Source organism: Psychrilyobacter atlanticus DSM 19335, from assembly GCF_000426625.1.
In the GTDB taxonomy this organism is placed as follows: Bacteria; Fusobacteriota; Fusobacteriia; order Fusobacteriales; family Fusobacteriaceae; genus Psychrilyobacter; species Psychrilyobacter atlanticus.
Genome location: NZ_KE384547.1, coordinates 145,646 through 166,480, shown reverse-complemented (window position 1 = coordinate 166,480; position 20,835 = coordinate 145,646). Strand labels below are relative to the sequence as shown.

Here is a 20,835-nt window from a genome sequence, read left to right as displayed (position 1 = left end):
GGTACCGTCACTTTCTTCTTCCCACCTGAAAGCACTTTACAATCCGAAGACCTTCATCGTGCACACAGAATTGCTGGATCAGACTTTTGGTCCATTGTCCAATATTCCCCACTGCTGCCTCCCGTAGGAGTAAGGGCCGTGTCTCAGTCCCCTTGTGGCCGTTCACCCTCTCAGGCCGGCTATCCATCGTCGGCTTGGTAGGCCATTACCCTACCAACTACCTAATGGAACGCAAAGTTCTCCTTCAGCGCATATAGCTTTCATAAGTCCTTGATGCCAAGGTCTCATAATATCCGGTATTAGCTAACCTTTCGATTAGTTGTCCCAGTCTGAAGGGCAAATTCTTTACGCGTTACTCACCCGTCCGCCACCGTACTATCTTCCGAAGAAGAATTCCAGTCGACTTGCATGTGTTAAGCATTCTGTCAGCGTTCATCCTGAGCCAGGATCAAACTCTACATTCAAATTTATATCCTAACTTCATAAATGAAGTTTAGCTATCTATTAAAAGATAATTATTTTTATAGTGGTTCATTCCACTGTACACCTTAATCGATTGTTTAAAACAAAGTTTTAAACGACAATTGAGTTTTTAATTTACACTTTCTTTCTCTATTTAATTGCTAATGTCCTTTTGTTGGCTTCAAAGATGTTTCTCTGATGCACAAGAAGAAGTATACCGCGTTTACAGCTTTTCGTCAAGGATTTTTTTGTTTTTTTATTGTATTTTTTCAAAACATTTTCTAACCCCCAACTAAAAAACTAAACACCTCTATTTAACCACTAGTTTTATTGACTTGCAACCAATAAAACACATACGTTATTATTAAAAAAAAATTTTATAAGCAACAAATACCTTCAAAATAAAATAACACATCTGTCATCTTATTCTTTTAAATAACCTAATTTTTTTCATTTTTACCATGTCTCTCTCAAGGAGACGAGCATTAAAAAATACTAGCAAAAAGAACTGCAGTTTCTCTATGGCAGCGAGTTACAAAGTAGAGGTATGAGAGTTAACTTTAAAATTTTCATACTAGTTGAATAAAGCTCGCTTCTAGACTCCTATTTCAAAGTTTAATAGTCGTTATACTTTCTCTATAGTGGTTTTGGAATAACAATTGTTAATTATTCCATCCCCCCTATTATAGTTTTAACCTCTCTTTAATATTAAAACTATAAAGTAAAGAGGTAAACCTTTAAAATAAAATTATTTTATAGATAAGTTCATTATTAATTTTAAACTAAAAGAGGGTAACTTAGATAGAAAGTTTACTTATCAATTCCCCTTTTAGTTATACCTATTTTGAAGACTAACTCATTTTATTAGAGTTAAGTTTTTTCTATTTTATTATTATATATATACATAGATCAAGACTTGATTTAAAAGCTATATATATAATTTTATAAAAAAAAAGTCTCAAAAGAGACTTTAAAAATTTTTATATGGCGGGAGTGACGAGACTCGAACTCGCGACATCCTGCGTGACAGGCAGGCACTCTAACCAACTGAGCTACACCCCCATATAAATATTAAGTTTTAAATGGTGCTCACAACTGGACTTGAACCAGTGACCCCCTGCTTGTAAGGCAGGTGCTCTCCCAACTGAGCTATGCGAGCATAAATGGTGCCTTGACGCGGAATCGAACCACGGACACGAGGATTTTCAGTCCTCTGCTCTACCGACTGAGCTATCAAGGCATATATGTATGGCGATGGGACTGGGACTCGAACCCAGACCCCTTGCGGGTTCACCGGTTTTCAAGACCGGCTCCTTAGCCAGTTCGGACATCCCACCGTATACATATAATATTTTTAAATATGGTACTCCGTAGGGGAGTTGAACCCCTCCCGCTTGAGTGAAAACCAAGAATCCTAACCGATAGACGAACGGAGCATACTTAAAAATTATTTGTGGTGCCGCTTATCGGAGTCGAACCAATCACCTACTGATTACAAGTCAGTTGCTCTACCAGATGAGCTAAAGCGGCATATTTTGTTTTTATGGTGCGCCACACAGGGTTTGAACCTGTGACAACTCGATTAAAAGTCGAGTGCTCTACCAGCTGAGCTAGTGGCGCATAAATATTTTTTATTGGGGTGGCTGACGGGACTTGAACCCGCGACAACCAGTACCACAAACTGGCGCTCTACCAACTGAACTACAACCACCATATTTGTTTAAATGGTGAGCCTGAAGGGATTTGAACCCCTGACCCACGCCTTAGAAGGGCGTTGCTCTATCCAGCTGAGCTACAGGCTCTTTTTTAAAAAGAAATTTTGGAGCGGGAAACCAGGTTCGAACTGGCGACATTCAGCTTGGAAGGCTGACGCTCTACCAACTGAGCTATTCCCGCGTATCTTGGTATATTTTATTTAAATGGTCGGAACAATAGGATTCGAACCTATGACCCCCTGCTCCCAAGGCAGGTGCGCTACCGGGCTGCGCTATGCTCCGTTAAATGGCGCTTCTTACAGGACTTGAACCTGTGACAACTCGATTAACAGTCGAGCGCTCTACCAACTGAGCTAAAGAAGCATTTTGAAAGACTTGGCAAGTTCCTATCCTCCCAAGGGGCTGCCCCCTAAGTACTTTCGGCGTTTACGGACTTAACTTCTGGGTTCGGAATGTGACCAGGTGTACCCCCGTAGCTTTTCTTACCAAGCTTACTTTCTTATTGAATATTGTTATCACAAAACCCTTGATTTATTAAATAAATCTTAGTGTTTTGGTGATGACCTTTACGGTTAAACATTCAAAACTATATAATAATGTTTTTTCTAAATTAACTCTTTTCTTCTAAATCAATTTTACTTTAGGTAAAGTGTTCGTCATATTAGTATTGGTCAGCTAAAGACTTCACAGCCCTTACACCCCCAACCTATCAACCTCCTAGTCTCGAAGGTGACTTATCAATGATAGAATACTTATCTCTGAGTTGGCTTCCCGCTTAGATGCTTTCAGCGGTTATCCATTCCAAACGTGACTACCCAGCTATGCCATTGGCATGACAACTGGTACATTAGAGGTTTGTCCATCCCGGTCCTCTCGTACTAAGGACAGATCTCATCAATATTCTTACGCCTACAGTGGATAGGGACCGAACTGTCTCACGACGTTCTGAACCCAGCTCACGTACCGCTTTAATGGGCGAACAGCCCAACCCTTGGGACCTTCTCCAGCCCCAGGATGCGATGAGCCGACATCGAGGTGCCAAACTTTGCCGTCGATATGGACTCTCGGGCAAAATCAGCCTGTTATCCCCGGGGTAGCTTTTATCCGTTGAGCGATGGCCCTTCCATTCGGAACCACCGGATCACTATGTCCTGCTTTCGCACCTGCTCGATGTGTCTATCTCACAGTCAAGCTCCCTTATGCCATTGCACTCTTCGGTTGATTTCCATCCAACCTGAGGGAACCTTTGAACGCCTCCGTTACTCTTTCGGAGGCGACCGCCCCAGTCAAACTACCCACCTAGCACTGTCTCCATGATTACACATCACAGATTAGAATCAAAATGTTATATGGTTGGTATTCCACCAGCGACTCATATGCAGCTAGCGCCACACATTCACAGTCTCCCAACTATCCTATACACATAACATCTCAACCCAATACCAAGCTATAGTAAAGCTCCACGGGGTCTTTCCGTCCTACTGTAGGTAACCGGTATCTTCACCGGTAGTACAATTTCACCAGGCCTCCCGCCAAGACAGCATTCGAGTCATTACACCATTCGTGCAGGTCGGAACTTACCCGACAAGGAATTTCGCTACCTTAGGACCGTTATAGTTACGGCCGCCGTTCACCGGGGCTTCAATTTGAGTCGCTAAACCCTCCTCTTAACCTTCCGGCACTGGGCAGGTGTCAGCCCATATACATCGCCTTTCAGCTTAGCATAGACCTGTGTTTTTGCTAAACAGTTGCTCGAATCTCTTCACTGCGGCCATCAAAAGCTCAAGAACGCGTGTTTCTATCACCTTTAATGGCACCCCTTCTCCCGAAGTTACGGGGCCATTTTGCAGAGTTCCTTAGCGAGAGTTAGCCTGTACGCCTTAGATTTCTCATCCTAACCACCTGTGTCGGTTTACGGTACGGGCACTATAATTCTCAATAGAAGCTTTTCTCGGCAGCGTGGGATTTGTACCTTCGTGTTCATTACAAACACTCCGCATCACACCTCAGATCTAAAACCGTGGATTTTCCTGCGGTTCCATCCTACATGCTTACACAGACATATCCAACAGTCTGCGCACATACCCTTCTGCGTCCCTCCATCTCTCAAACAAATTATAGTGGCGCAGTAATATTAAACTGCTTTCCATTCGCCTACGCAATCTAGCCTCGGCTTAGGTCCCGGCTTACCCAGAGAAGACAAGCTTTACTCTGGAAACCTTGGTTTTCCGGCGAGAGGGATTCTCACCCTCTTTCTCGCTACTCATTCCTGCATTCTCACTTCCGATACCTCCAGATTGGGTTACCCCTTATCCTTCAACGGCCTACGGAACGCTCTCCTACCAGTCTACACATAGTGTATACTCCACAACTTCGGTTTATATCTTAGCCCCGTTACATTGTCGGCGCAGAGACTCTCGACCAGTGAGCTATTACGCACTCTTTAAATGTATGGCTGCTTCTAAGCCAACATCCTGGTTGTTTCAGAATCTCCACCTCCTTTCCCACTTAGATATAATTTGGGACCTTAGTTGGTGGTCTGGGCTGTTTCCCTTTTGACCATGGATCTTAGTACCCATAGTCTCACTCCTGATCTCTTGAAATATGGTATTCGGAGTTTGATTGATTTCGCTAAGCAATATGCCCGCTAGACCATTCAGTGCTCTACCCCCATATTTAAACAATCAAGGCTGCACCTAAATGCATTTCGGAGAGAACGAGCTATCTCCTGGTTCGATTGGCTTTTCACCCCTATACCTACCTCATCCCCCGGCTTTTCAACGACGGTGGGTTCAGACCTCCACTGTGTCTTACCACAGCTTCATCTTGGACAGGCATAGATCACCAGGTTTCGCGTCTACAACCAACGACTAATTCGCCCTATTCAGACTCGGTTTCCCTTCGGCTCCGTTATACTTAACCTCGCCATTGATCGTAACTCGCAGGATCATTCTCCAAAAGGCACGCCATCACACGCCCGAAGGCTCTGCTCTGACCGCTTGTAAGCACACGGTTTCAGGTTCTATTTCACTCCCCTCCCGGGGTTCTTTTCACCTTTCCCTCACGGTACTATTCACTATCGGTTAGTAAGAGTATTTAGCCTTACGAGATATGGTCCTCGCTGATTCACACAGGGTTTCTCGTGTCCCGTGCTACTTGGGATTACAGTGACTTGCTAACATAAGTTCCCTATACAGGACTATCACCTTCTACGGTTGAACTTTCCAGTTCATTCTAGTACCTCTGTTAGTCAAGCGCAGACTTTGCAGATCTGCTACTCTGTATCCCACTACCCCCAACAAGCAACGCCTGCATGCTATGACACTTGTTCGGTTTGGGCTCTTCCCCGTTCGCTCGCCGCTACTTAGGGAATCGTTTTTACTTTCTCTTCCTCGGATTACTTAGATGTTTCAGTTCATCCGGTTCCCGTTTCCACACTAGTTCTTCAAACTAGTAGGTTTACCCATTCGGAAATCTAAGACTATTACGCTCAATTGCAGCTTGTCTTAGCTTATCGCAGCTTATCACGTCCTTCATCGGCTCTTACTACCAAGGCATTCTCCGTGCGCCCTTAATTTCTTAACCTATTATTAAAATAGAATTTTAATATTTTTTGCTTAATTTGTTTTTAGAATTTTTGAAATCTAATTTACGTTCAGTTATTTCTAACTCTTCGTTAATTATCGTTATGCTCTCACATAACTTGAAGATCTAATAAAATTGTTAATTTATTATTTCATTACTATATAGTTTTCAATGTCCAACTGGTATTTTCTCTCAAAAAAAAGAGAACATTACCAAATAAATAGAGAAAGAGACGTGTAAATATTCTTTATATAGATCAGTAAACTGATCTCATAAAGTGCTCCTTAGAAAGGAGGTGATCCATCCGCACCTTCCGGTACGGATACCTTGTTACGACTTCACCCCAATCGCTAATCACACCTTAGGAACATCCCTCCATAAATGGTTAGGCCTGCTACTTTAGGTGCAACCAACTCTCGTGGTGTGACGGGCGGTGTGTACAAGACCCGAGAACGTATTCACCGCGACATTGCTGATTCGCGATTACTAGCGATTCCAACTTCACGCAGTCGAGTTGCAGACTGCGATCCGAACTAAGATTGGCTTTCTGAGATTTGCTCCACCTCGCGGTATTGCTGCTCTCTGTACCAACCATTGTAGCACGTGTGTAGCCCAGCACATAAGGGGCATGATGACTTGACGTCATCCCCACCTTCCTCCTGCTCGTCGCAGGCAGTCTCGCATGAGTCCCCAACTTAATGATGGTAACATACGATAGGGGTTGCGCTCGTTGCGGGACTTAACCCAACATCTCACGACACGAGCTGACGACAGCCATGCACCACCTGTATCAACGTTCCACCGAAGCGGCACCAAGTCATCTCTGACGAGTTCGTTGTATGTCAAGTGCTGGTAAGGTTCCTCGCGTTGCGTCGAATTAAACCACATGCTCCACCGCTTGTGCGGGTCCCCGTCAATTCCTTTGAGTTTCACACTTGCGTGCGTACTCCCCAGGCGGTTCACTTATCGCGTTAGCTTCGGCACAGAGGTTCGACCCCCTACACCCAGTGAACATCGTTTACGGCGTGGACTACCAGGGTATCTAATCCTGTTCGCTCCCCACGCTTTCGAGCTTTAGCGTCAGTATCTGTCCAGTGAGCTGTCTTCACTATCGGCATTCCTACAAATATCTACGAATTTCACCTCTACACTTGTAGTTCCGCCCACCTCTCCAGTACTCTAGCCTGCCAGTTTCAAACGCAATACGGAGTTGAGCCCCGCATTTTCACATCTGACTTAACAAGCCGCCTAGACTCGCTTTACGCCCAATAATTCCGGATAACGCTTGCGACATACGTATTACCGCGGCTGCTGGCACGTATTTAGCCGTCGCTTCTTCTGGTGGTACCGTCACTTTCTTCTTCCCACCTGAAAGCACTTTACAATCCGAAGACCTTCATCGTGCACACAGAATTGCTGGATCAGACTTTTGGTCCATTGTCCAATATTCCCCACTGCTGCCTCCCGTAGGAGTAAGGGCCGTGTCTCAGTCCCCTTGTGGCCGTTCACCCTCTCAGGCCGGCTATCCATCGTCGGCTTGGTAGGCCATTACCCTACCAACTACCTAATGGAACGCAAAGTTCTCCTTCAGCGCATATAGCTTTCATAAGTCCTTGATGCCAAGGTCTCATAATATCCGGTATTAGCTAACCTTTCGATTAGTTGTCCCAGTCTGAAGGGCAAATTCTTTACGCGTTACTCACCCGTCCGCCACCGTACTATCTTCCGAAGAAGAATTCCAGTCGACTTGCATGTGTTAAGCATTCTGTCAGCGTTCATCCTGAGCCAGGATCAAACTCTACATTCAAATTTATATCCTAACTTCATAAATGAAGTTTAGCTATCTATTAAAAGATAATTATTTTTATAGTGGTTCATTCCACTGTACACCTTAATCGATTGTTTGAAAACAAAGTTTCAAACGACAATTGAGTTTTTAATTTACACTTTCTTTCTCTATTTAATTGCTAATGTCCTTTTGTTTGTCTCGCTTCAAGTCGCTTTCGCTTTCCCTCGCGGACAAGAAGAAGTATACCGCGTTTACAAGTTTTCGTCAAGGATTTTTTTGTTTTTTTATGACTTTTTTTTTGTTTTTTTGTTTTTTGTTTTTTTGTTTTTTATAAAACCTTAACTATCGTTTATTTTATTGGCTTAGAAGCGGAAAACTTATATGTTATCAACATATGATGTTGATAACATATTTTTTTATTAATCAATTTATTTTTCCAATAATTTATCTGCACTTAACCTTATTCCAATAGCTCCTACTGGCGCTGTTATGATTACACTTAAAATTGCCATGGCTTGTATTAACTCTCCTCCTACAACACCCATTTGAAGTGGTATACCGGCTTTAGCTGATTGAACCGTTGCTTTAGGTAGATAAGCTATTACACAGAACAATCTTTCTTTCATATTTAAATCTGTACCTATTAAAGCTATTAATACACCAATTGACCTTACTATAAGAGATATAAAAACTATCATACTACCTATATAGAATATATTTCCAACAAGTGAAGGATCTATAGCTGTTCCTACTAATGTAAATAAAAATACTGCTCCAATAGACCAAGCCTTTCCTAATCCATCCATTATATTGTTTCCTAACCACTCATAATAGTTAGTTATTACATAACCTACTACCATTATCCCTAAAAGTGAATTAAAGTATCTCAGATGATATGTAGTTTCAATTATCCTCATTCCAACTGCCATTCCTCCTACTAATATAGTTTGGAAGATCTCAGATTTTATTTTTTTAGAAATTTCTCCAGCTATTATAGCTACTAAAACTCCTACTACTATTCCTATTACTGTAGAGATTGGTATAGTTATTAAATTTTTTAATATACCACCACTGGTACCTAAATACATCCCCATGAAAGATGTAAACATCGCAATAGCCACACTATCATCTGCAGAAGCTCCTGTGAGCAGCATTTGAGGTATAGCTTTTTTTTCTCCTAAACCTCTCTTTATTAGATCCACCATAGCAGGAACTAATACTGCCGGACTCACTGCTGCTATTATAAATCCTAATATCCCAGCTTGTATTGTTGGTAAGCCTAATATCTTTATAGATAAATACATAACCATCAATCCCTCTACAGATACAGGTATCAAACTGAGTAATACCGCTGGTCTACCAACTTTTTTTATTTGTTTTTTTCTTATACCTAAACCTGCTATCAATAGTACTACAACCAAAGCTAGATTTTTTAAAACACCTCCAAACTCTAAGGCTACAGGATCTATTATTTTTAGATATACATTTGCTAAACAACCAAATGCAATCATACCTATTAATTTGGGCAGATATAATTTTTCAACTAATTTACCAACTATCACTCCACCTACAAATAAAATTAAAAACGAAACCAAAACATTTAACATAACTTTCCTCCTAAATATATATAATAAAAAAACTTCTACACCAATACAAAAATTGTATCGATGTAGAAGCCATTAACTTTTTACAAGTAGTTTTAGATCCCAGACCTAAGGAGAGCTTCATCTCCTAGATAAATTATATCATAAACAATATTTAAAAGTAAATATATATAATTCAACTTTATTTTTGTCTGTATACATATTTGTTAATAGATCACACTTACATAAAATCTAAAATTTTATTTGATATTCTCTAAATTTGTAATAAGTATTGCTATATCATTTCCAGTTACTCCACTTATCCTTGTAGCTTCTCCAATAGACATAGGTTTTATTTGCTCTAATCCATCTCTAGCTATATTAGATAACCCTGCTATAGTTTCAAATTTAAATCCTTCTGGTATTTTCATACTCTCTAATTTTCTAAATTTTTCTATTTGCATTTTTTCCCTTTCAATAAATGCATTGTACTTAACTATAGTTTCAATTTGATTTTTAACAAATACAGGCAACTCTTTAATTTCTATAATTAATCCTAAAGAATCATAGGTAACTTCTTTTTGTTTTAATAATTCAGATAATTTTACCCCTTTACCAAATCTATCCTTAGCATCTACACTTTCTAAAACTTCATTTGCTCGTTTCATGGAGATACTTATTTGATTTATTCTTTCAACTTCGTATTTTACCGTCTCTCTAGCTTCCTCTAAAAATTTAATCTTGTCCTCTGAAACAATACCTATCTCTTTAGCTTTGTCTATTAATCTCATAAATGCATTGTCAAATCTAAGAGTTAATCTGTATTCTGCTCTCGACGGTAACACTCTATATGGTTCTGGAGTTTTTTTATGGATTATATCATCGACTAATACCCCTAGGTAACCCTCTGTTCTATCTATTATAACAGGTTCTTTCCCCAATACTTTTCTACTGGCATTCACTCCTGCTAAAAATCCTTGAGCTGCAGCTTCTTCATATCCAGAAGTTCCATTTATCTGTCCTGCAAAATAAAGATTTTTTATCTTTTTACTCTCTAAACTAGGATATAATTGATAAGATGGTGCATAGTCATATTCTACTGCATAACCATACCTCATTATTTTAGCATTTTCCAATCCTGCTATAGTTCTCATCATCTTTTCTTGAGCAAATGGCGGCATAGCTGTTGTCAGACCATTTACATAAAGTTCATTCGTTTCTTTTGATTCCAACTCCAAGAAAATTTGATGATTTGTTTTCTCAGGGAAGTTTAATACTTTTCTATCTAGTGACGGGCAATGTCTCGGCCCGTGAGTTTCTATAATCCCACTTACTATTGGTGAATACTGTAACAGATCTTGAGCTACTTTTACAGTTTCAGGAGTTGTGTACGTCAACCATGTAGGTGCATTATTATTTTTTTCCTTCTTAGTAAACAATGAAAAATATTTTGGATTATCTTCTCCGTGCATTTCCTTCATCTTGCTAAAATCCACAGTTCTCATATCTAATCTTGGTGGAGTAGCAGTTTGATATCTATCCAGTATTATTCCATTTTTAATCAATGCATCAGATAGTTTTTCAGCAGACTTCTCGCCTATCCTACCTGCAGGATATTTTACATCTCCAATAACTACTCTTCCCTTTAAGAAAGTTCCTGTTGCTAATATTACTGAATTGGCTCCATATTTAATTCCTAGGTCTGATATAACACCTTTTATTTGTCCATTCTCAATAATAATGTCCTCGATTGTTCCTTGGATACTATCTAAGTTAGGAGTATTTTCTATCATCTCTTTCATTTTTACCCTATACCAATATTTATCTGCCTGTCCACGAGTAATCCTGGCTGCAGGTCCTTTACTGGTATTTAAATGTTTTAATTGTAAATTATATTTATCGGTATGTTTTCCAATTTCTCCACCTAATATATCTACTTCTGCAACTATATGACTTTTTCCTGGTCCACCTATAGAAGGGTTACACGACATCATAGCTATGGTATCTAAATATATTGTAAATAGAGCTGTTTTTAATCCTGATCTTGCTGAGGCTAGTGCAGCTTCACATCCAGCGTGTCCTCCACCTACAACGATTACATCATAATTCATAAATTCTCCTTTTTTTAACTTTATTTTTGTTAGTATACATCTTTTCTATCTTTATCACATAAATATTATATATTAAAAAGAAAAAAATACTGCAGAAATATCTGCAGTATTTCATATTTTTTTTATAATCTATTTTCCTACACAAAAATTACTAAATATATGATCTAAAACATCTTCCGATGAGATCTCTCCAGTTACTTCTGATAGTGCATCTAAAGCTTCTTTTAAATCTACAGCTATTAGATCCATTGGTAATCCTATATTTATTGTTTCAAATATATTTTCTATAGCTTCCTTTGTTTTAACTAAAGCAGATCTGTGTCTGATATTAGTTATCACTAAAGTTTGCGATGAATCTTCAACTTTCCCCGATACAATATAAGAATATATTTCTTCTTCCATATTCGCTATACCAATATTTTCTTTAGCTGAAACTTCGATCCATCTACCTACTTTATCTAATTTAGATAGGTCTACTTTTTGTTCCATATCTATCTTATTTAATATCCCGACAACTTTTTCTGCCTGAATACTGTTGTGTACTCTAAGGTCCTCTTCACTAAGTTCTCTAGAACCATCCACAACAAATAAGATTAAATCTGAATCATTTAATAATTTCTCAGATTTTTCCACTCCAATACTTTCTATTATATCATCTGTATTTCTAATTCCCGCAGTGTCAGCCAGAATAAGTGGTATTCCCTTTATGTTTACAATTTCCTCTATTACATCCCTTGTTGTTCCAGGAATATGAGTTACTATTGCTCTTTCTTCTTTTAATAAAGAGTTTAATAAACTGGATTTTCCTACATTAGGTTTTCCAACTATTGCCGTCTTCACTCCCTCTTTAATCATCTTTCCTTGAGCATAAGAGGCTGATAATCTATCTGAAGTTTCCAAAACTTCCTTTAAATTATCTACTAAACCTTCTGGTAATGGATCATCAATTCCCTCTTCAGGATAATCTAAAACCACATTTATATGAGCTACTACGTCTAAAAGTAGTTTCTTTAGATGTAATATCTGGTCTTTTAAATCCCCTCTTAATTGATCCAATGAAAGAGATAAACTTTTTTCTGTTTTACCATGAATTAAATCAATTATAGCCTCTGCTTGTGTAAGATCTAGTCTTCCATTCATAAAAGCTCTTCTTGTAAATTCACCCTGCTCAGCAATTCTAGCTCCACTAGACAAAACTAACTCCAATACTTTTTCAGTCATAAGATATCCACCATGGCAGTTTATCTCTACTATATCTTCCTTAGTATAAGTTTTAGGACCCTTCATTATACTGACCATTACTTCATCTACTAATTTTTCACCTGAATACAGATGTCCGTAATTAATAGTGAAGTTTTTTAATTCTTCTACTTTTTTGTTAGATATCGGTCTAAATATTTTTGAGAGAATGTTTATAGAGTCTCCTCCAGACATTCTAACAATTCCTATTCCACCTTCTCCTCTAGGAGTAGATATTGCCGCTATTGTATCAAACATAGTTTTACCCCATTCTTTTTCTTTTAATTACAATATATCTCTTAGGATCTCTTCCTTCACTGAAAGTATCAAGTTCCTTATATTTATTCACTATTTCATGAATTATCTTTCTTTCTCTCGGTGGCATTGGATTTAATTTTACTATTTTATCAGTATTTAACGCTTTTTCAGCCATTTTTCTAGCTAAATCTCTAAGAGTTTCTGCTCTTTTAGCTTTAAATCCTTCTACGTCCACTTCTACCTTTACACTTTTACATAAAGAATTTAAAAGGTATTCAAAACTATTTAAAGTTTTACCTTTTTTTCCTATGATTATTCCATTATCTTCACCAGATAAATTAATTAAAACATAATGGTCTCTAGCTTCTAAAACATCTACATCTAAAACTAATCCCATATTGTTTAACAATTCATTGGCTCTTTCTACTACTACATCTTCTATTTTAGCCTCTACTATCTCAACTGTTTTTTCCATTTGAATCTCGTATTCTCCATCTTTTTTAAAAAAACCAAAAAATGAAGTTGCTTTTGATATTTCAATAACTTCTACGATTTTATTCTTATCAATATTATGGTTTTTTACAGCTTTGATTATAGCTTCGTCTTTTGATTTAGCTTTAATTTGATAAGTTAAGTTCATTTTATGCCTCATCCCTTCTACTCATTATATAATATTGTTGCGCTACTGAAGCCAAACTAGATACGAACCAGTACAATTGTAATCCTGACGGCATCTTGTATGAGATAAATATCATCATTACAGGAAACATATAAGTCATCATTTTCATTTGTGGGTTAGAAGATCCTTGACTTGCACTCATTAATTTTTGTTGGAAATAAGATACAGCACCATTTAATAATGGTAATAAGTAAATTGGATCTGGTTGAGATAAAGTTAACCAAAGGAATTTAGATCCATCTGCGATAACTCCTCCATCTGCTCCTGTTTTTCTTAAAACTCCAAAAAGTGCAAATAATATTGGCATTTGTAACAATATAGGCAGACAACCACTTGCAGGGTTTACCTTATGTATTTTATATAGTTCAATTGTTTTTTGATTTAATGTTTGTGGATCGTTTTTATATTTCTCTTTAAGTGCTTCTAACTCTGGTTGCAATTTTTTCATAGCACCCATTGATTTGTCCTGTTTTAACGTAAGTGGTAATAATACTAATTTTATTAAAATAGTTATACCAATTATAGCTAATCCATAATTTCCAAAAATATTATACATCATTTCTATCGCACTTTCTAAAACTCCTTGAAGTGCTCCGTATACAGCTCCGATCAACTTTGTTCCTCCTCATAATTTAAGGTACTGGGTCATAACCACCCTTATAAAAAGGATGACATTTTGATAACCTTTTAAGACCTAGATATACACCTTTTATACTTCCATACTTTTTTATTGCTATAATCATATAAGTAGAACAAGTAGGTTGAAATCTACAATTTTTTTTTAAGACTGGTGAAATAAACCATTGATATAATTTTACAAAAAATATTAAAAGATATTTCATAGAAATATTTTGGCTCTTTTAAATATTTTTATACTGTCTTTTTCAATCATGGATAAACTCAGAGTCTTAAATTGTTCTCCTGCATTTTTCTTAGCTATAAAAACTATATCATATCCTTGTTTTAAATTTTTTTCTTGTTTTCTAAAATTTTCTCTAAAAAGTCTTTTTAACTTATTCCGACAAACAGCATTGCCAGTTTTTTTACTAGCTACTACTCCTAATCTATTTTCTTGTAAATTATTTTTTTTAAAATAGATCAACTGAAAATAACCAAAGTGTTTTTCTCCTTGGTTATATACTTTTAAAAATTCAGATTTTGTTTTTAATTTCAACATAAAATCTCCTTAAGATATTTTTAAAAACCCGGTGATATAAACACCGGGTTTTATGCTGATAATTTCGTTCTACCTTTAGCTCTTCTTCTTTTTAAAACAGCTCTTCCTGCTTTAGTTGCCATTCTCTTTTTGAATCCGTGTTCTTTCTTTCTTTTTCTATTATTTGGTTGAAACGTTCTCTTACTTGCCATCTTTGATTACACCTCCTAATTGCTTTTAAAAAATTTGTCATTTCAGTTTATAATTCTAATATATAAGTTATATTTTGTCAAGATAATTTTAAATAAGTTTTTTATAAAAGTAACCAAAAAGAGTATTTGTTTTTTGTAAGATGTAGTAAAAGTAAAGCCAATATTTGTTATAAAGAAAATCTATATTTTTTAAGGGCTAGAAAAGAAATAAGCTATTATTTATTATTATTGTAGATATACACTTACTGGAAGCCTTTATTTTAAAGGTTTTGTATTCCTAAATATAATTTAACCTCAATAAATACGTTGTTTTTATTTGATATATATTATTATTGTGGGTATACATAGCTAAAATTCCTTATTTTAAAGGGTTTATAATATCGAGATGGTTTTATACTCAATAAATTCAATAAATTCAATATAATGTAATTATTATTGTGTGTGTACATAGTTTAAAACTAGGTTTTTCAACGCTTATTTTTTAGGATCTCAATATAATCAAGATTTAGAAGCATATATAGTTTATTAATGTTCATATACATAATTTATTATTAATTTTTCAAAGTTTAATAAAGTGATTTTTTTTAGATTATTATATTAATAAAAAAAAGTGAAGGAAACGAGTTATACCCCTTTAAAATATAACAGATGGTATGTATACTTTCAAAAATAAAGATTGAATTTATTTAATTTTGATGATACTATGAATGACACTAGGATTATTATTGTGAATGGACAAAAATTAATGGAGGAGTTATGTCAAAGGAAGCAAATGTAGGTTTAATAGATAAATTTAATTTAAATAAAACTGGATCATTGTTGACTGACTTAACTAAAGTTGATATAAAAATGAGTGAACTTCCTGAGATAGAAGTTCGAGAAGTTGTCATCAAAGAAACTGGAAATTTTTTAGATTTAAAAGAAAATATAATTAATATACCAATAGAAATGATAGTTTTTCCATTTTTTACACCTCAAAAACAAAATAAGAAAATAAACTTTAAATATTCTTTTGAAGATTTAGGAGTAACAATGTATTGTACATTAGTTGCAAAGAATTCAGAAGATAAGATATACCAACCATCTATTTTTGAAGAGAAAATCTACACATATCTGATATCTCTCTATGAATTAAAAAAGGAGACCAATGATACAGATGAATATATAAAGTTTGAAATCTCAGACTTTATAGTTAATTTTTTAGGGAATAAGATGAATAGAAATTATTATACTAAGGTAGCTCAGGCTCTTAAAAATTTGAAGAGTACTGAATATCAATTTGAAGTATCTAACCATAGTAAGTTAGGGAATTATCAATTTGAAGATGAAGAATTCAAACTGTTAACCTATCAAAAACTTAAAGTGGGAACAAAGGTATACTATAAAGTAACTTTAAATAAGAATATTAGAAATAAAATTAAAGATAAAAGATATATAAAATATAATTCTAAAGCTTTGATTGAAATAATGGAAAAGGACCCTATTGCTGCAAGGATCTATAAATATATAAGTAAAATTAGATATTCCAAGCAGGAGGATTCTATAAATATTAGAACTTTGGCTGCTATAATTCCATTAAAAATGGAACAGGAAACAGAAAGAGTTAATAAAACTGGTGAGAAAAGAACCTATGTATTAAGCAGGGTAAAGCAGGTATTAAAGAGAATAGAGAAAGCGTTTTCACTTTTAGAAGAGTTGGGATATATGGAATATTTTAATTCTGAATTTGTTGCCGAAGAGGATAGTTATTATATAAACTATAGATTTAATCAAGATAAAGATGGAACTTGTCATATATCTAGTTATCTAAATGGAGCAGAAAAACAAGTTGAATACAAAGGTAAATGGGATGCAGTAAATGCTGCGAAGAAAGCGAAGAAAGAAAAATCATTTATAACTAAGGAAAAAATAAAGGATAAAATAAAAGAGATAGAAATTAGAGATGACAATGAAATAATAGATGCTGAGATAGTTACCGGAAAGGTTGATAAGAATAAAACTAATGAAATTAACCTATCTGAAGATGTAAAAGAAAGATTAAAAGATTTCTCAGAGGAACTTCAAAGTAAGATAATCAAGTGTAAAAGAAATATATTCGTTTCTAGAGCTTGGAATAAGAGAGTAGATAATAAATTTAAAAAGATTATAAGGGAAGATGGAGAAGAGGTTGCTATTGATATATTAAATCTTTTATATAAACGTCTTAACTCAGAGATAAAATCTACCTTAGTTCAATATATTAATGGAATACTCCGAAATTTAAGAAAGATGGATAGAAATGCCAGAAAATCTAATAAAAATAATTTGACGTTATTTAACCAGGTAACTAGGGAAAAACCTTTAAAAAGTAAGAAACAACTAAAGAAAGCAAGAAAACATCTAAAGAATCCAGAAATAACAAATATAAAAGATGTTATTGAAGAGGCTCCAAAACACGATATTATGCAGGATTATCATGGGTTAGATGAATTTGAAAAATTGATAATAGAAGAAAAAGCACTGGAGTTGTGTTCTCAATATGAGGATATACCAAAAGAATTTTTATATAATTTGAGAAAGGTATCCAAAAGAGTATATTTTATAACATTGAAAAAATATATAGGGATAGCTTTAAAAGATGGGAAATAATAAGAAAAAAGATCGCGAAAGTGATCTTTTTTTATTTATTGATACTTTATTATTGAGTATATACATATATATAATTTATTTTATAACTATAATCAATTATTTTTTTTAGGATAAAAAAAGTATAAAGGTATCTGTTTATTTTTGTACGTAGACATAACTAAAGTTGAATTTTATGACTTAGATATGTACATTAATGAAAATAAAGTCTTAAATTTTATTTGTTTGTAGATAAAAGAATATTATTATTAAGTATATACATAAATGATATAATATTATTCCACATCTTTTAACGGAAAATTAAACCTAAAAAAAGTTTATTGTGTTTTTCATTTAAGATGTGTGATAAAATCTCTATATATAAATAAAGATGAAAAAAAACATCCTATGAGTGGACCATTAAAAAATATAAGGTTAAAATGTATACTAACAAAAATAAAGGGGTATTTATGAAGTTTGAATCAACAATTAATAATGGGAAACTATATAGGGGAGGAGTTCCCTATTTTTTGGAATCTGAGAAGGATCAGGTAATATATATATCCTCTTCTAATAAAAATATAATCGACTACTATTTTACACTAAAGGAAGATATAGATGTTTTAAAGATAGAAAATTATAATTATACAGAGGAGGAATTTGATTGTATAACCTTTGAACTCTTGGAAAAATTAAAGCTAAATAATTCAAAGATATTGATATCTATTGAGAGTATCTTTAAAAAATACTTTATAAATTCCGAAATGCTAGAGTTTTGTGTGGGAAAAGAATATAAATTAAAAAAGATAATAGAAAAATTGGAAAAAAGTGGATTTAGAAAAAATTATTTAGTTGAAAAAAGAGGTGAATACAGCCTTAGGGGAGATATCTTAGATATATTTTCTTTTGACGGAGAACATCCAATTCGTTTGGAATTTTTTGATGATCTCTTGGAAGAAATTCGTATATTCAACGCAGAAACCCAGAGATCAATGAAGAAAATAGATCAAATTCAAATGTATATAAACAAAAATAAAGATGAAAATTATACCTTTTTAGATCTGTTGGATAAGTTAAAGAATGACAAAAGAAAAATCTATTTAGAGAATGAAGAGATATTAGATTATAAGGTAGAGGAATATATTTTAGATAAAAGACAGGATGAGGAAGAGATCCGGCTGGAATATTCCAAGATAAAGAAAATATCGAAAAAGGTAGAGTTGGTAAGATTTAAAGATGAGGAGATAGAAAATTATAAAAATTATGATTATATAAAAAAATTATCCAAAAAGAAAAATATAACAATTCTGACAGAGGAAAAAAGACGATATACTGAAATATTTGACGGTACATCTATCGATATCCATAGAAATGCTCACTATGAAGGATTTAAAAATAAAGATAATCTTATTCTGACAGACAGGGAATTAAAGGGGATAAGGGTAAAGAGAAGTGAGAAAAGAACAGATGGAATAAAATTTAAAAAAATAGACCAGATGCTTCCGAATGACTATATAATCCATGAAACTTATGGTGTAGGAATTTATCTGGGGGTAGAAGATATAAATGGTGCAGACTATCTAAAGATAAAATATGCAGATGAGGATAAACTTTTTGTGCCGATAGCTAGTCTAAATAAAATAGAGCGGTATATATCTGAACCTGGGATAGTACCTGATATATTTAGATTGGGTAGAAGAGGGTTTAGAAAACGACAGGAAAAAATAAAAAAAGAGATAGCAAAATTTGCCATTGAACTTTTAGAAATACAGGCTAAAAGAGCTATGAATGTCGGTTACTCATTTACTAAAGATACTATTTGGCAGGAGGAATTTGAAGAAGGATTTCCGTATAATGAGACCAAGGATCAACTAAAAGCTATATTAGATGTAAAAGAGGATATGGAATCGCCATCTGTAATGGATAGAATTGTCTGTGGGGATGTTGGATATGGAAAAACTGAAGTAGCTATGAGAGCGGCATTTAAGGCTCTTATGGATGGAAAGCAAGTTGTAATATTAGCTCCAACCACAGTTTTAGCTACCCAGCATTTTGAAAGATTTAAAGAAAGATTTCAAAATTTTCCGTTAGAATTAGAATTGCTGTCAAGATTAAAAACTCCCAAAGAGCAAGGTGAGGTAGTAAAAAAAATAAAGGATGGTGTTATAGATCTTGTTATAGGAACTCATAGATTATTATCTAAAGACATAAAGTTTAAAGACCTGGGGCTGGTTATAATAGATGAGGAGCAAAAATTTGGAGTAAAGGCAAAGGAACATTTAAAAACCATGAGGATCAATGTGGATATGCTGACATTAACAGCAACCCCAATTCCTAGAACATTGAATTTAGCTCTTTTGGGAATTAGAGATATATCTATCATTCAAACTCCTCCAACCAATAGAATACCGATAGAAACTTATATCATAGAAAAAAATAAAGGTGATATAAAAAATGCCATAATGAAAGAGGTCGCAAGGGAAGGGCAGGTTTTTTACCTGTATAATTCAGTTAAGGGAATGAAGGTTAAATTAAAGGAATTAAAAGAGATAATTCCTGAATATGTTGTAATAGATTATATTCATGGTCAAATGCCTTCAAACGAGATAAAGTATAAGATAAATTCCTTTGAAAATGGGGAGATAGATGTACTTCTTACAACAACAATTATAGAAAATGGTATAGATATAGAGAATGCCAACACTATTCTAATAGAAAATTTTGATAAATTAGGGTTATCCCAGGTATACCAACTTCGTGGTAGGGTAGGTAGAAGTAGTAAAAGAGCTTATTGTTATCTGTTGGTAGATTCTTTAAAAGGGGGAACCGAGAAAGGAAAACAAAAAAGAGAATCAATAAAGGAAATAAAAGATCTAGGAGCAGGATTCCAGTTATCTTTGGAGGATATGAAGATAAGGGGAGCCGGAGAAATATTGGGAGATAAGCAGCATGGAGCATTAAAAATGTTTGGCTATGATATGTATCTCAAGATGCTAGATGAAGAGATAAAAAAGATAAAAGGAAAAGAAGTTACAGTAGAGGATATCGACTTAGAGATAGGAATTCATGGATATATACCTAGTGAATATATAGAGGAAGTAGAAAAAATAGTAGTATATAGAAGACTAGTCAGTATAGATACAATCTCTGAATTAGAGGAAATGAAAGGTGAGATAAAAGACAGATTTGGACGATTACCAAAAGTTGTAGAAGACCTGTTTGAATATATGACTATAAAGATTATAGCTCAGAAAAATCATATTCAAAGTATAAAAATAGAGGATGGATCATACAGGATAAAATTTATAGAGAATAAAATAAATATTGAAAAAATTCAAGAATTAATCCTGTCTAAAAAGATAAGATACCTTCAAAGAGAGGGAGCTATTGAGATAGATAGTATAAAAGGATTCTTTGAAGATTATAAATAAAAGGAGGAAAA

At 34.7% G+C, this 20,835-nt stretch carries 10 protein-coding genes, 12 tRNA genes, 3 rRNA genes, 1 riboswitch and 1 other annotated feature; of the genes, 2 read left to right on the top strand and 23 right to left on the bottom strand.

From position 1 onward, the window contains the following. Window positions 1-456: a sequence feature (16S ribosomal RNA rRNA prediction is too short), on the bottom strand. A gap of 991 nt (window positions 457-1,447) precedes the next feature. The 23 genes from K337_RS0101255 to rpmH all read right to left on the bottom strand — a co-directional run bounded on the left by K337_RS0101255 (window position 1,448) and on the right by rpmH (window position 14,789). Then, window positions 1,448-1,524, bottom strand: a tRNA-Asp gene (locus K337_RS0101255). 21 nt (window positions 1,525-1,545) lie between these two features. Beyond that, window positions 1,546-1,621, bottom strand: a tRNA-Val gene (locus K337_RS0101250). 5 nt (window positions 1,622-1,626) lie between these two features. Beyond that, a tRNA-Phe gene (locus K337_RS0101245) sits at window positions 1,627-1,702 on the bottom strand. A 9-nt stretch (window positions 1,703-1,711) separates the two neighbouring features. Continuing rightward, window positions 1,712-1,799: transfer RNA gene (locus K337_RS0101240), tRNA-Ser, on the bottom strand. Window positions 1,800-1,823: 24 nt separating this feature from the next. Further along, a tRNA-Glu gene (locus K337_RS0101235) sits at window positions 1,824-1,898 on the bottom strand. 18 nt (window positions 1,899-1,916) lie between these two features. Beyond that, window positions 1,917-1,992: transfer RNA gene (locus tag K337_RS0101230), tRNA-Thr, on the bottom strand. A gap of 14 nt (window positions 1,993-2,006) precedes the next feature. Continuing rightward, window positions 2,007-2,082: transfer RNA gene (locus K337_RS0101225), tRNA-Lys, on the bottom strand. A 15-nt stretch (window positions 2,083-2,097) separates the two neighbouring features. Then, window positions 2,098-2,173 (bottom strand) — tRNA-His (locus K337_RS0101220). Between the two features lie 14 nt (window positions 2,174-2,187). Continuing rightward, a tRNA-Arg gene (locus K337_RS0101215) sits at window positions 2,188-2,264 on the bottom strand. A gap of 18 nt (window positions 2,265-2,282) precedes the next feature. Next, a tRNA-Gly gene (locus K337_RS0101210) sits at window positions 2,283-2,358 on the bottom strand. A gap of 24 nt (window positions 2,359-2,382) precedes the next feature. Further along, window positions 2,383-2,459, bottom strand: a tRNA-Pro gene (locus K337_RS0101205). Between the two features lie 5 nt (window positions 2,460-2,464). Then, window positions 2,465-2,540 (bottom strand) — tRNA-Asn (locus tag K337_RS0101200). A gap of 10 nt (window positions 2,541-2,550) precedes the next feature. Then, window positions 2,551-2,667 (bottom strand): 5S ribosomal RNA (gene rrf, locus K337_RS0101195). A gap of 151 nt (window positions 2,668-2,818) precedes the next feature. Continuing rightward, window positions 2,819-5,762 (bottom strand): 23S ribosomal RNA (locus tag K337_RS0101190). A 288-nt stretch (window positions 5,763-6,050) separates the two neighbouring features. Further along, window positions 6,051-7,569: ribosomal RNA gene (locus K337_RS0101185) — 16S ribosomal RNA — on the bottom strand. The 16S, 23S and 5S rRNA genes sit together here with 12 tRNA genes alongside, the layout of an rRNA operon. Window positions 7,570-7,979: 410 nt before the next feature. After that, window positions 7,980-9,158: a cation:proton antiporter domain-containing protein gene (locus K337_RS0101180; protein WP_028854980.1), complete on the bottom strand. Its 1,179-nt coding sequence runs from the start codon at window positions 9,156-9,158 to the stop codon at window positions 7,980-7,982. 56 nt (window positions 9,159-9,214) lie between these two features. Next, a riboswitch (Fluoride riboswitch) is annotated at window positions 9,215-9,292 on the bottom strand. Between the two features lie 102 nt (window positions 9,293-9,394). Continuing rightward, window positions 9,395-11,245 (bottom strand): tRNA uridine-5-carboxymethylaminomethyl(34) synthesis enzyme MnmG, encoded by a 1,851-nt coding sequence (gene mnmG, locus K337_RS0101175; RefSeq protein ID WP_028854979.1) that lies wholly within the window; start codon window positions 11,243-11,245, stop codon window positions 9,395-9,397. A gap of 129 nt (window positions 11,246-11,374) precedes the next feature. Next, complete coding sequence (gene mnmE / locus K337_RS0101170) at window positions 11,375-12,742, bottom strand: tRNA uridine-5-carboxymethylaminomethyl(34) synthesis GTPase MnmE (RefSeq protein WP_028854978.1); 1,368 nt, start codon at window positions 12,740-12,742, stop codon at window positions 11,375-11,377. A gap of 4 nt (window positions 12,743-12,746) precedes the next feature. Further along, on the bottom strand, window positions 12,747-13,382 hold the full coding sequence (jag, locus tag K337_RS0101165; protein ID WP_028854977.1) for an RNA-binding cell elongation regulator Jag/EloR: 636 nt from the start codon (window positions 13,380-13,382) through the stop codon (window positions 12,747-12,749). A 1-nt stretch (window position 13,383) separates the two neighbouring features. Next, complete coding sequence (locus K337_RS0101160; RefSeq protein ID WP_051251735.1) at window positions 13,384-13,980, bottom strand: YidC/Oxa1 family membrane protein insertase; 597 nt, start codon at window positions 13,978-13,980, stop codon at window positions 13,384-13,386. 73 nt (window positions 13,981-14,053) lie between these two features. Beyond that, window positions 14,054-14,263, bottom strand: coding sequence for a membrane protein insertion efficiency factor YidD (yidD, locus tag K337_RS0101155; protein WP_028854975.1), 210 nt, complete (start codon window positions 14,261-14,263; stop codon window positions 14,054-14,056). Beyond that, window positions 14,260-14,598, bottom strand: a complete 339-nt coding sequence (gene rnpA, locus K337_RS0101150) for a ribonuclease P protein component (protein ID WP_028854974.1) — start codon at window positions 14,596-14,598, stop codon at window positions 14,260-14,262. Before rnpA ends, yidD begins: the two co-directional genes overlap by 4 nt. 50 nt (window positions 14,599-14,648) lie before the next feature. Beyond that, window positions 14,649-14,789 (bottom strand): 50S ribosomal protein L34, encoded by a 141-nt coding sequence (gene rpmH, locus K337_RS0101145; protein ID WP_028854973.1) that lies wholly within the window; start codon window positions 14,787-14,789, stop codon window positions 14,649-14,651. 756 nt (window positions 14,790-15,545) lie between these two features. Between rpmH and K337_RS0101140 the strand changes: the two genes are divergently transcribed. Together K337_RS0101140 and mfd are read left to right on the top strand one after the other, a co-directional pair. Next, window positions 15,546-17,417: a replication initiator protein A gene (locus K337_RS0101140; protein ID WP_028854972.1), complete on the top strand. Its 1,872-nt coding sequence runs from the start codon at window positions 15,546-15,548 to the stop codon at window positions 17,415-17,417. 446 nt (window positions 17,418-17,863) lie between these two features. Continuing rightward, window positions 17,864-20,824, top strand: a complete 2,961-nt coding sequence (gene mfd, locus K337_RS0101135) for a transcription-repair coupling factor (RefSeq protein ID WP_037029039.1) — start codon at window positions 17,864-17,866, stop codon at window positions 20,822-20,824. Window positions 20,825-20,835: the final 11 nt, after the last annotated feature.